The sequence below is a fragment of the Psychrosphaera aquimarina genome (genome assembly GCF_032461525.1).
Lineage (GTDB): Bacteria > Pseudomonadota > Gammaproteobacteria > Enterobacterales > Alteromonadaceae > Psychrosphaera > Psychrosphaera aquimarina.
Genome location: NZ_JAWCUA010000001.1, coordinates 40,899 through 53,867 on the forward strand (window position 1 = coordinate 40,899; position 12,969 = coordinate 53,867).

The 12,969-nt window shown below is 38.9% G+C and carries 9 protein-coding genes and 2 pseudogenes; 9 read left to right on the plus strand and 2 right to left on the minus strand.

All coding sequences use genetic code 11. The features are described 5' to 3' along the window. The first annotated feature begins 83 nt into the window (after nt 1-83). The 3 genes from gcvH (at nt 84) to RT723_RS00250 (ending at nt 4,858) form a co-directional block, all read left to right on the plus strand. Nucleotides 84-473, plus strand: a complete 390-nt coding sequence (gcvH, locus tag RT723_RS00240; protein ID WP_216055508.1) for a glycine cleavage system protein GcvH — start codon at nt 84-86, stop codon at nt 471-473. 157 nt (nt 474-630) lie between these two features. Continuing rightward, on the plus strand, nt 631-3,546 hold the full coding sequence (gcvP, locus tag RT723_RS00245; RefSeq protein ID WP_315945430.1) for an aminomethyl-transferring glycine dehydrogenase: 2,916 nt from the start codon (nt 631-633) through the stop codon (nt 3,544-3,546). 532 nt (nt 3,547-4,078) lie between these two features. Next, entirely contained in the window at nt 4,079-4,858 is a 780-nt protein-coding gene (locus tag RT723_RS00250) for a hypothetical protein (protein WP_315945431.1), read from the plus strand. A 258-nt stretch (nt 4,859-5,116) separates the two neighbouring features. On the opposite strand, the pseudogene RT723_RS00255 reads toward RT723_RS00250, so the two are convergent. Continuing rightward, nucleotides 5,117-5,971: pseudogene (locus RT723_RS00255) on the minus strand (zinc-dependent metalloprotease); the annotation flags it as partial. 102 nt (nt 5,972-6,073) lie between these two features. On the opposite strand from RT723_RS00255, the gene RT723_RS00260 reads away from it, so the two are divergent. The 3 genes and pseudogenes from RT723_RS00260 (at nt 6,074) to kynU (ending at nt 8,548) form a co-directional block, all read left to right on the plus strand. Next, entirely contained in the window at nt 6,074-6,781 is a 708-nt protein-coding gene (locus tag RT723_RS00260; RefSeq protein ID WP_315945432.1) for a transposase, read from the plus strand. A gap of 34 nt (nt 6,782-6,815) precedes the next feature. Continuing rightward, a pseudogene (locus RT723_RS00265) lies at nt 6,816-7,310 on the plus strand (alpha/beta hydrolase family protein); the annotation flags it as partial. Nucleotides 7,311-7,312: 2 nt separating this feature from the next. After that, nucleotides 7,313-8,548: a kynureninase gene (gene kynU, locus RT723_RS00270; RefSeq protein WP_315945433.1), complete on the plus strand. Its 1,236-nt coding sequence runs from the start codon at nt 7,313-7,315 to the stop codon at nt 8,546-8,548. A 159-nt stretch (nt 8,549-8,707) separates the two neighbouring features. On the opposite strand, the gene RT723_RS00275 is transcribed toward kynU, so the two are convergent. Further along, nucleotides 8,708-9,631, minus strand: coding sequence for a tetratricopeptide repeat protein (locus RT723_RS00275; protein ID WP_315945434.1), 924 nt, complete (start codon nt 9,629-9,631; stop codon nt 8,708-8,710). Between the two features lie 242 nt (nt 9,632-9,873). On the opposite strand from RT723_RS00275, the gene RT723_RS00280 reads away from it, so the two are divergent. From RT723_RS00280 to RT723_RS00290, 3 genes are all read left to right on the plus strand, one after another. Further along, on the plus strand, nt 9,874-10,827 hold the full coding sequence (locus tag RT723_RS00280) for an ABC transporter ATP-binding protein (protein WP_315945435.1): 954 nt from the start codon (nt 9,874-9,876) through the stop codon (nt 10,825-10,827). 11 nt (nt 10,828-10,838) lie between these two features. Beyond that, nucleotides 10,839-12,110, plus strand: coding sequence for an ABC transporter permease (locus RT723_RS00285; protein ID WP_315945436.1), 1,272 nt, complete (start codon nt 10,839-10,841; stop codon nt 12,108-12,110). 246 nt (nt 12,111-12,356) lie between these two features. Further along, nucleotides 12,357-12,959, plus strand: coding sequence for a hypothetical protein (locus RT723_RS00290; RefSeq protein ID WP_315945437.1), 603 nt, complete (start codon nt 12,357-12,359; stop codon nt 12,957-12,959). Nucleotides 12,960-12,969 lie beyond the last annotated feature (10 nt).

Here is a 12,969-nt window from a genome sequence, read left to right on the forward strand (position 1 = left end):
GAACATTAAGTGATTGAACAATCAAAGTAATACAACATATTTGACAATAATTTATTAAATAATAGCTCCAAAGGAACATAACTATGAGCAACATTCCATCGGATTTAAAATACGCTTCTTCTCATGAGTGGGTACGTAACGAAGGTGACGGTACTGTAACTGTGGGAATTACTGAGCATGCGCAAGGTTTATTAGGTGACATGGTATTTGTTGATTTACCAGATGTTGGTGATGAATTTGCCGCAGGTGATGACTGTGCCGTTGCTGAGTCAGTTAAAGCTGCTTCAGACATTTACGCGCCAGTAGCCGGCGAGATTGTTGCGATTAATGAAGAGTTAGAAGACTCTCCAGAAAAAGTAAACGCTGATCCATATGGCGACGGTTGGTTGTTCCGCATTAAATTAGAAGACGCTGCTGAGTTAGACGATCTTCTTGACTCTGAAAGTTATGAAACGTCAATTGACGAAGATTAATTTCTAAGAGCATAAAAAACCTCGCATTGATAACCAATGCGGGGTTTGTTCGTTTTAAAGGACTAAACACTGTTTCAATTTCAAAACACGCATAAGTTATTTGCATGTTTACTGTTTAAAACCGCTATAAATTAGCAATTTTAGGAAGTCTAGTAACATGACCGAAAAAACAAGCTTACAACAACTAGAGCAACACGATATCTTCATTCGCCGCCATATTGGTCCAAGCGAATCAGAGCAGTTAGAAATGTGTAAGACCCTAGGTGTAAGTTCTGTTGCAGAACTGATTGGCCAAACGGTACCGGGTTCAATTCGCTTACCAGCAGAAATGAATTTAAACGATGCCAAAACAGAAGAGCAAACGTTAGCGTATTTAAAAAACGTTGCAGGTGAAAACAAAATCGCTAAATCTTACATAGGTTTAGGTTATCACCCAGTATCAGTTCCTAACGTAATTTTACGTAATGTATTAGAAAATCCAGGCTGGTACACCGCTTATACGCCGTACCAACCAGAAATTGCTCAAGGTCGTTTAGAAGCCTTATTAAACTTCCAACAATTAACTATCGACTTAACCGGTTTAGACTTAGCCAGTGCATCGTTATTAGACGAAGCCACTGCAGCCGCAGAAGCGATGGGGCTTGCCCGTCGTGTTTCTAAAGCAAAAAAAGCCAACAGCTTTTTTATTGCCAACGACGTATTGCCACAAACTATCGACGTGGTGAAAACGCGTGCTGAAATGTTTGGTTTTGACATCATTGTTGATGCGCCAGAAAAAGCAGCAGAATACGAAATATTTGGTGCCTTGTTCCAATACACAGGAGCTGAAGGTCAAGTAAACGACATCAAGCCGTTAATTGAAGCAGTACAAGCGATTAAAGGCGTTGCAATTGTTGCTGCTGACATTATGAGTTTATTAATGTTAGAAGGTCCGGGGCACTTAGGCGCAGACGCTGTTTTAGGTTCAGCGCAACGTTTTGGTGTACCAATGGGATACGGCGGTCCACACGCAGCATTCTTTGCAACCAGTGACAAACATAAACGTTCATTACCGGGTCGTATCATAGGCGTATCTAAAGACCGTCGTGGTAACCCTGCATTACGTATGGCAATGCAAACACGTGAACAACATATCCGTCGTGAAAAAGCCAACTCAAACATTTGTACTGCGCAAGTATTATTAGCCAATATGGCGTCGTTCTACGCGGTTTATCATGGTCCACAAGGACTAAAAGTTATCGCAAATCGTATCAATCGTTTTGCTGATATCTTTGCTGCCGGTCTTAAAGCTAAAGGCGTTGCATTAGTAAACAACTCTTGGTTTGACACAATTACCTTTACTGCGGATAACAAAGACGAAATTTTAGCGCGCGCTAAAGCAAAATTAGTTAACTTCCGTACTGATTTAGACGGCAAGTTATCAGCCACCATGAATGAAACCGTAACACGCGAATGTGTTTTAGAGTTATTCGACGTAGTGCTTGGTGAAGGCCATGGTTTAGACGTTGCCGCATTAGACGCTCAAGTAGTTGCAGGCGAAAGCTCTATACCTGCGACTTACGCACGTAAAACTGACGTACTTACTCATAAAGTATTTAACTCGTACCACAGCGAAACAGAAATGTTACGTTATATACGTCGTCTTGAAGGCAAAGACTTATCATTGAATCATTCAATGATCTCTTTGGGTTCTTGTACCATGAAGTTAAATGCAACGGCTGAAATGATCCCAGTAACATGGCCTGAATTTGGTAACTTGCACCCATTCTGTCCTGCTGACCAAGCGCAAGGTTACAGCAAGATGATTGGTGAATTATCTGATCAATTAATTGAGATCACAGGTTACGACAACATCTCTATGCAACCAAACTCGGGTGCTCAAGGTGAATACGCAGGTCTAATCGCAATTCGTAAATACCACGAAAGCCGCGGCGACCATCATCGTAACATCTGTTTAATTCCAAGTTCTGCACACGGTACTAATCCAGCGTCGGCACAAATGGCCAGCATGAAAGTTGTGGTAACGGCTTGTGATGAAAACGGTAACGTAGACATTGCTGATTTACGCGCTAAAGCAGAAGAACACAGCGAGAACTTATCGTGCATCATGATCACATATCCTTCTACTCACGGTATCTACGAAGAAACCATTAAAGAAGCGTGTGACATTATCCACGAACACGGCGGCCAAGTTTATATGGACGGCGCGAACATGAACGCACAGGTTGGCTTAACGTCACCGGGTTCAATTGGTTCTGACGTATCACACTTAAACTTACACAAAACCTTCTGTATTCCACATGGTGGTGGCGGCCCAGGTATGGGACCAATTGGTGTTAAGTCGCATTTAGCGCCTTTCTTACCAAACCATGCCGTAACTAAAGTTGAATTCATTGGTGATAACGCCATTGAAAATGTAGGCATAAACAACGGCGCAGTATCAGCAGCACCATATGGTTCAGCAGGTATCTTACCTATCTCTTGGGCATACATTGCCATGATGGGTAAAATTGGTTTACGTCAAGCAACCGAAGTGGCAATTTTAAATGCCAACTACGTAGCAGAACGTTTAAGTGCACATTACCCAATCTTATATCGTGGCCGTAACGACCGTGTTGCTCACGAATGTATTGTTGATTTACGTCCACTTAAAGACGCATCAGGCATTTCAGAAATGGATATCGCTAAGCGTTTGAACGACTACGGTTTCCATGCACCAACTATGTCGTTCCCTGTTGCAGGCACGTTAATGATTGAACCTACTGAGTCAGAAGCCAAAGTAGAACTCGATCGTTTCATTGATGCACTTGTGGCTATCCGTGGTGAAATTACTAAAGTTGAAAACGGCCAATGGACGTTAGACAACAACCCATTAGTATTTGCACCTCATACAGCAGAAGACGTTTTAGACCCAACGTGGGACAGAGCGTATGCACGTGATTATGCGGCATTCCCATGTGAGTCGGTTAAGCAAAACAAATTCTGGCCAACGGTTACTCGTATAGATGATGTATACGGTGACCGTAACTTAATTTGTTCTTGTCCGAGTATTGATACTTACAGAGAAGACTAGTTCCTAGTCTTTATAAGATATTGAAGTGTTGAAGTAGTGAAGAGAGGTGACTTAGGTCACCTTTTTTTATTGGCTGTTTTTTACTCGTAGCTAGTTATTCGTAACTCGCAGTTATTGTTGTTTCGCCCCTCGGCGCAGGTTGTTTATTTGTTTGGAGTTTTAACTGTTTCATCTTACTTAGCTGAACTATATGTTTCACCTTGACGGCGACCATACCTTTTTTCAACAGCCAAAAAAGGTAGGCGAAAAAGGCCGCCCGTCACCAAATATCTAATTGTATTAAATACTAACTTTTATCTTCAAATACGGAAAAACATTCGTCCCTGAACATTTTCCTCAATCGGGCATCCATGCCCGACCGATTTGAGAAAAGTTATATTTACTACAGATATTTGAATCGGGAGATAAAGCAGAGCAAAAGCAAGTCGAACCTTACGGTTCGCCAGCAACAAATTGACTTAGTTGTTTTGGCAAATTAAAGTGGGTGTCCTCGTAAATTTTGATTGGTGTTAATATATAAAAGGACTCAAACATGGATAGTAATAATGTAAATAGAGATCTCCCTGAGTACTTATATCATTATACAAACATAGAAAGTTTGGCGCATATTCTCAAATCTCAACAAATTCGTTTCTCTCGATTAGATCTTGTAGATGACATGACAGAGGGGCAATCTAATGATGCTGTAGATTGGCAAAAATACTTTTTTATTAGTTGCTGGACTGATGACCCAGTGGAATCTATTCCTCTTTGGCATATGTACACAAAAGAAATGTCAGGTGTCAGATTAAAGTTACCTACAAGCATGTTCAAGTTTCACACAATTAACCCAGATGAACTACCCACTGGCCTATCGTTAGTAAATAAAAGTATAATTCCGGAAGGTAAAAACTATTCTATTAAATCACTTTTACCATATGACCGGCTCCATGGTGAAGACTATTTAGTTATGTCCCCTAGCTTTAAAGAAGATCTTTGGCCTTGTAAAATTGATTATACCGATAACGAATCTTTATTAAATCAAGAACTAATTAGTTACAACAGCAAGAATGACAAAACAATTCTCAGCCCATACGAAATTGCCAAATATAAGAAAAAAGTTTGGGGATTTCAAAACGAATGGCGTTTTAGAATTTATTGTTTAAATGCACCACCAAGAGAGTTAATGCAAACTATGCCTGAGCGCGAATATAATGAGTTAATGGAGAATGAGATGAAAAGTTTTTGGAAAGGGGTATCTCAAGAATACTTTTTTGGACTTGGATCCAAACGCTCTGAAAAATTTAGAAGTGGTTTTGGGGCCAAAAGCTGATGAATCACAAAAGATTATAGTTAATTCACTAATTAATACATATTGTCCAAATGTTAAATTAGTAGAGAGTTCTTTAACTGGTCAGATTCGATAACAAACCAATGGGTGACCCCATTGAAACCACAAATAAGTCATTACAATATGGCTGAAACCTTTGCCATGATTGAAAGCTTATAAAACGCCTATAAAAAAACTAGGCTTAAACTTAAGCCTAGTTTTTAAATTATCTTAACGATACATGTTTTTTACAGAAAGGAACTATAGTTCGTTTTTATGGAATGCTCTGTTAATTCTATCTTCTAAATAGAAACGGTGAACTTTTGTAGCGCGGTCACCACGTGAACTATCCAAACGATCAATGATCTCTTTGAGTTCATAAGTTGCGGTTGCTTTAGAGAAGTTGTCATAAGCACTAGTTTTTTCCAAGCCACTGATCTTAATTAACCTTTCAACGTACTCTGTTTGTAAATTTCTACGAAAGCTGTTGATTTTGCTATTTTGATCTACTTTGAAAATAGCATCCGATAAATCTGCAACCATTTGCTCAACGGTATATTCATTACCATACAAAGCGGTATCGCTTAAGCGCATTAGAACAGCAGGGTGTAATATATGATTTAATACATTTTGTTGTGCCCCAAGTAACATTTTATGTGCTTTGGGATCTTCATTTTTACCAGCATGATCAAAGCCTCGACGTTGACGCTGTAAGTAAGCAAATAACGGCTCCATGTTTTCTATTGCATCCGGCGCAAATACAAATTCACTTAATGTTTGCATTGCTCGTTTTTGACGGCTCAACTCTACTGGGGTAAATGGTTGTTGATAACCTTCTTGGCCAACAAAAGTACGGTCAACGTATAGACCACCAATATAACGAGAAACGACATTAGCTTGTCGTGCAAACTCACCAAATACGACATTGACACCAATAACGAGATCGTGGTGTGAGCGTCCATCAGTTAATGTTTTCTGCTTTAATTTAGATGACATCGTTTTAATTAAGTCGAATCTATCACGGGCATATTCAATCGCTTTACTCGACATATCAAAAAGATTGATTCTAGGATCAAGGTGACGACCCGCTGAACGCATATCATCGGCGTCGTTACCAAAGGCGAACCAATGGGGTCAGAGTCGTTGATATTTACAAATATTGAAAAATAGCAATGAAAAGCTATTGTTTATAATTTGATTAGTCAATGAGGCTCAAGGATGGCAAGACTACCGAGATTAAACCTACCAAATATACCCCAGCATGTAGTACAGCGCGGTAATAATAGACAGGTTACTTTTGTAACGGATACTGACTATATTTTATATTTAAACAAGCTAGAGCATTATGCTAAAGAGTTTCAAGTCAAAGTCCACGCTTATGTTTTAATGACAAACCACGTACATTTATTGATGACACCAACGACCAAAACTGGCATTAGTCAATTAATGCAAGCCTTGGGACGTTATTATGTAAGGTACTTTAATTACACATATAAAAGAACTGGGACGTTATGGGAAGGACGTTATAAATCAACACTAGTTGATAGCGAAGGTTACTTTTTACTTGTGAGCCGATATATTGAGTTAAATCCAGTGAGAGCTAACATGGTAACTCATCCAGCGGAATATCCATGGTCAAGTTACCAACATAACGCGATTGGAAAACAGATAAATTTAATTACTGAACATGATGTCTATATTGAATTAAATCCTGATGTAAAGAAAAGGCAAGAATGTTACCGCTGTTTATTTAATACTGAAATAACAGACAAAACCTTAGATGAAATAAAGCAGTCAACAGATAAAGCATGGGTTCTAGGCAGTTGTAAATTTAAAGAAGAAGTTGAAAAACTATCTGGCCGAAGAGCAGAACCTTTAGCCACAGGTGGTGATAGGAAATCTAAAAAGTTTAAAAAGAAATATTGAGGTAAATCAACGACTCTGACCCTATTGAAACCGCAGACGCAGCGGTGTAAGTGGCGGTGGCTGGCCCACCACATTTAATGATGTTAAGGCTGGAATGTTAGCGGCCAACAAATACAATAATGGTGAGCTTGCCGACACGGTTGTTATTGGCCACTCGTCAGGCGGTCATTTGGCACTTTTAGCTGGAGGTGAAATTAGTCAACTTAAGGGCGTAATAGGCTTAGCGCCGATTACCGACATAAAACAATATGCAGTAGGTGGCAATAGCTGCCAAAAAGTGACAAAGGATTTTATGCAAGGATTGCCCAACGATAAACCCAAGGTATACACCCAAGCAAATCCTAGCGAGCAAGTTCTTCATCCTCACAGTATTATTTTACAAGGTAAACAAGATAATATCGTCCCTGCTTTTAACCTCAAGCAGCTTAATCGCCCAGTGGTCATGCTCAAAGGCGTTGGCCATTTTGATTGGATACACCCAGGCTCTAACGCATTTAATGTACTAATACAAAATTTGAATGAGATGTAATAATGAATTTTAATGAGATTGCAGCGCTAGATAAAGCGGATCCGCTAGCCAACAAACGTGATGAATTTGATTTACCCGCAGATACAATTTATCTCGATGGTAATTCATTAGGGGCCTTGCCTAAAACCGTTAAATCGCGTGTGGCAGAAGTGGTAAGTCAGCAATGGGGCTGCCACTTAATTAGAAGTTGGAACGACCATCAATGGATTGATTTACCAACCCGAGTCGGTGAAAAGATAGCGCCTCTTATTGGCGCCGCCAAAGGCCAAGTTATTTGCTGTGACTCTATTTCAGTTAACTTATTTAAATTGTTAAGTAGTGCACTGTCCTTAAACTCACAACGTAATATGGTTTTATCCACCGAAGATAATTTCCCTACCGATTTGTATATGGTGCAAGGGTTAAGTAATTTATTGGGCCCTGAGTTATGTCAGTTAACGCTTGTGGCAGAACAAGATATTGAGCAAAGCCTCAACGATAAGGTCGCGGTATTATTGCTCACTCAGGTTAACTTTAGAACTGGGCAACTGTTGGATATGCAAAAACTGACCAAACTTGCCCATGAAAAAGGTATTTTGGTGATTTGGGATTTAGCCCATAGTGCTGGTGCGATAGACGTTGAACTCGATAAGTGTCATGCAGATTTTGCGGTTGGTTGTGGTTATAAATATTTAAATGGAGGGCCAGGTTCACCTGCCTTTTTATACGTAGCCAAACGCCATCAAGCTAATGTTAAACAGCCTTTGGCTGGCTGGATGGGGCATGCGAAACCATTTGCTTTCGATGCTACCTATCAAGGAGCTGATAATATTAATCAATTTTTATCTGGCACGCCAAGTGTGATAGCCATGAGTGCGCTAGATGCAGCATTAGATACATGGCAAGACGTAGACATGGCAAAAGTCAGAGAAAAGTCGATAGCACTTGCGGATGTGTTTATTAAATTGTTACAGGCACACCCAAGTTTGATTGATTTACGGTTATGCTCGACTGAAGATTCAAGCCAAAGAGGCAGTCAGCTTGCGTTTGCCCACACGGACGCATTTGCTATATGCCAAGCGCTAATTGAACGTGGTGTTATTGCTGATTTTCGAGCGCCTAATATTTTACGCTTTGGTTTTACGCCACTGTATACCTCGTTTGAAGATGTATGGAATGCAGTAACTATTTTAGTAGATGTGGTTGAAACTCAGTTATATAAAGAGTCACGCTTTAATCTAGCTGGAAAAGTGACGTAGTTTTATAACAAAGTATTGATCAACTAACAGAGGCTGCCACTTAAATCTGATCGGGCTTTAATGTCTGTAAAGCGCTTTGAAAAATATAATGGGTGGCTCTGTTCAGACTTTTTTACAGTTTTAAAATCACCAGATTTCTGGGTGAGTTATTCAAATTATCTATTGTTTTAAAAGCGCTAAGGCACTTTGGTTTCCTTGGTTTGCGGATTGTTTAAGGTATTGTTGAGCAAGCTCGGTGTTTTTTTCAATCCCTTGGCCCTTTAGGTACATTTCTCCTAAGTTATACTGCGCCCAAGCATCTCCTTGTTCAGCTGCTTTTTTAAATAGCTCAACAGAAGCTAAGTATTCCCCGTTTTGATATAAAGCAATCGCTTCTTGGTTAAGAGGATTAGCTTGGTGTATAGGTTTTATACTAGGTAACGTAGTTGGCATCATGACTAGTCCGCCAAAAAGCGATAGGTTTTTGGGTCGGTGCGCTGAATATATAATTTCATTTGTTTTTAATTTAACTAAGTTGTCTTGGTTAAAAATTAAGGGCTTCTTGTTAAAGTAGGCGTCTAACATTAAATTATCTAACCTAATCGCTTTGATGGCGCTTCCTAACGAGGTGTATGTAAAGCGCCCATTTTTTACTATTACTTGGCCAGAATTGACACTTGTAACCTGTAATACTTTATAACTAGTCTGTTGACTCTTTTCGTTTGTCAGCTTTGCTTCATTGACAATCCAAACGTCATGGCGCTTCGGTTGTAGCAGAAACTCCATTTCTAACCGCTTTTGTTTCAGCTCACTTGAAAGCCAAAAAGCTAAAACAATAACACCTAGAAAAAGCCCAATGAACTTAGAAAAATAATGGATGTTGGGGATCACTTTTTGCCTTAGTTGGCTTCGCTCAATTGGTTTACGACAACGATTACAATACACCTCTTCAAAAGTTGAAAGCGGTATAACAGGAAAATAAAAAATCGTAAAAAAACGTAAACCTGCTCTTTGTTTTAATTTCCCTTTATTACATTTAGGGCAGGTGACTTGCTCAGCTTCTTTTGATTTTTTTAATGCGTAATAATCTATTTCTATTTCCATGAACCGCACTTATGTTTTATTAGATGAATGACTTTAGGCTAATATTTTGATTAATTTAAAATTTAAACGAACGGTATTAACAATAGCCGTCTTTTCCAGCGATTTCTCGCCTTTAATCTATTTTTATTATATAACTATGTGGTTAATTTATAAGGGACACCTACGCACGCTCGATTTTAATAGTAAATATATCAGATACCTATGTGCGTAATGATAATAATAAAAAAGTAACAGGAATACGCATGCTACAAGTCAGTAATTTAGAAAAACACTACCAATCCGTCACCGCCGTGAATGGTTTAACGTTTGACGTTAATCCCGGTGAGATTTTTGCGTTGCTTGGGCCTAATGGTGCAGGTAAATCTTCTTTAGTTAAAATGCTTGTGGGTTTCACTCAAGCCGACAATGGCAGTATTACGCTAACGGATGGTGATGAAACGCACGATTATATTCCTTCCCATTTATTGGGGTATTTACCGGAAGATAGAGGTTTGTATCCAGAAAAGTCGGTGAAACAAAACTTAGCGTTTTTTGCCACACTTCATGGCGTAAGCAAAACAGACTTTGAGGGGCGTTGTTTACATTGGTTGGAAAAGTTTAATTTAACTGATCGTATTGACGAGCCATTAAAAGCGTTATCAAAAGGCAATCAGCAAAAGGTCCAACTAATAAGTGCTATTTTGCATCAGCCTAAGTGGGTATTGTTGGATGAGCCGTTTTCGGGTCTAGATCCCATAAACCAAGAGCTTGTAGTGACCTTTTTGGCAGAGCTTAAACAACAAGGCATGACGGTGATACTTAGTGCTCATCAAATGGCAATGGTTGAAAAATTAGCCGACCGAGTGTTGTTACTTAATCAAGGGAGTGCAGTGATTTACGGTGAGCTTGAGGAAATATTGCTGGCTAAACAAGCTGCTGTTATTCATGTTAGGTATGCAGACCAAGTCGATATAACTTCACTGGATGAATTAAAAAATAACTATGTTGTTGAAACCGTGAAATCCAATCAATTGTTAATCACCTTACAAAATAATCAAACACTAAATGGACTTATGCCTTTGTTGGCATCGTTAGGCCAAGTGGTTGAGTTAAAAAATCAAGCCCAGTCGTTGCATACCATATACTTGAATGCGGTGGCCGCACACAACTCGGAACGTTCAAGCTCAGAAGGTTCAAGCGTAGAGATAAGCCAGTAGGGAGAAATATCATGAGTCATAACACGTCATCAAACTTTGATCAGGTATGGACGGTTGCTAAGTGGGAGTTTTTACACTTTTTTAAATTGAAGCAAGAAATTATCGGCAAGCTAATTATGTTGGCGGTGGGGTTAACTATTTATTATATTGCGACACAAACTCAAAAACTAGACGATGTTTATCACATAGCCACAGATCAAGAGTTTGTTATTAAGTCAGTTTCAGCAGACGCCAATGTATTTAAATTTACCAAGGTAGAAGACATGGCGGAGATCATTGACGGCTTAGCCGATGATAATGATTTTGATGCAGCTTTGGTTTTTAATAGCCTTAACTCCTCTAATATCCCAAATGCTCAAGCGACCAACAAGAAAGATGAAAATTGGGAAAAAGCGCAATCAAGTCCAACTTTAATTACAGCTGAAAAGTCTACATGGCAAAATCAGCTAGTTTCTCTTATTAGTTCTGAGCTTAATATCATCAGATTTAATCAACTGAATTTAACTGCTGAACAACAAGTTGCGCTAAGTACGCCTATACATATTGAGCATAAAATACTGGATGATTTATTAAAAAACGACGCAGATTACAATCAGACTATTACTGCGTTTGGTGTATTGTTTTTATTAATTGTTGCCGTATTTAGTGTGTTTGGGCAGTTATTTGTCAGTATTACCGGTGAAAAACAAAATAGGGTAACTGAGCAGTTAATGGCGGCGATGACACCACAAACTTGGATTGATGGAAAGTTACTCGGTCAGATCTTATTTGCTTTAAAAACCATGGTCACCACGTTAATTTCCATTATTTTGTCTTTTTTATTTTTCTCAGTGATCATTAAACAACAGGCATTAGATTTAACAATAATTCATTGGTCTTTATTACCTTGGTTATTTGCTTTCGCTATTGCAGGTTTAGCAATTTGTGCCGCTTTTATGGCTGCGGTTGCATCAGCGATTGATGATCCTAACCACAGCGGTAAAAGTGGGTTGATGATGTTGCCTTTAGTTCCAGTTATTATCACCTTTCTATTAATAGACTCACCAAATGGTGTGCTTACTATTTTGTTAAGTTATTTACCTATTACTGCATTTGCCGTGATGCCAGTGAGAATGTCACTGGTAGACTTACCGGCTTGGCAACCTATATTGTCGTTAGCCTTAAGTGGTCTTTGTTTTTATTACTTTAGAATTGTGGCCGCCAGAGTGTTTAAAATGGGCATGAACATGTATGGCAAAGAACCCAGCATCAAAGATATGTTTAAAGCCATGTATAAAGGCTAAATTAAACAACAGTTTTACACCAGATACGCATTAAAATTGGACGCGTATCAAAATGAATAAAACAAGGTGGCATAGGTTACCGCTTAATGTTTGTTAAACAGTACAAACACTAAAGAAGTTAAATCTGTGCCGTAAGGCCTAAACCTTTAAGAGCATTAAACAATTTGTAATAGTTAATTCTCATTTCATAGCTTATAACTATTGAGTGGTTGTAAGAAATCCAAATAGGCAACTTAAGGGTATAAAATGAATCTTGATGTAAAAGTAAAACTAAATGAGCCGCTAAAACTAGAATCTATCATTAAAAGAACCGCTCAAAACTATGGCCGTATGTTGGGGACGTTTCGTCCATTTGCTAAAGGTGGCGAACTGAATGAACGAAACTTAACCACCCAATTTTTGATTGAGATTAAAAATAGCCATCCTAATGCCATTATCTGCCAAGAGTTCCATATCCCTGAATACAGTACCAATAAAGATTCTGCGTTTGTTGATGCTGTTGTTATTACCAATGACACTGTGCTTTTTATAGAAGCAAAAAGAAACGCTGCGATTATGAGTAATTTTGATGCAATTAACTTGGATATCAAAAAGCTCAACAGTGCAGCGCTAAAAAAACAGTTTAAAGCAGTTTGTGATGTCAGAGAAGTTGGTCTTCCACAATCTGCTTATGGGGTGGTGTTGGCAGACGCTTGGAAGAAAAGTTTGACGGATAAGTGGCTTACTGAATACGTCAATGATTCAGAGGTTGCGTTAAAGCCAAACTTCCAAAAAATAGCCAGTTTTCCTGATTACTCAGAAGATTATGACTTGCTCTATGGTGTGTTTAAACTTGATTTAAGTGATTAGGCTTCGCATG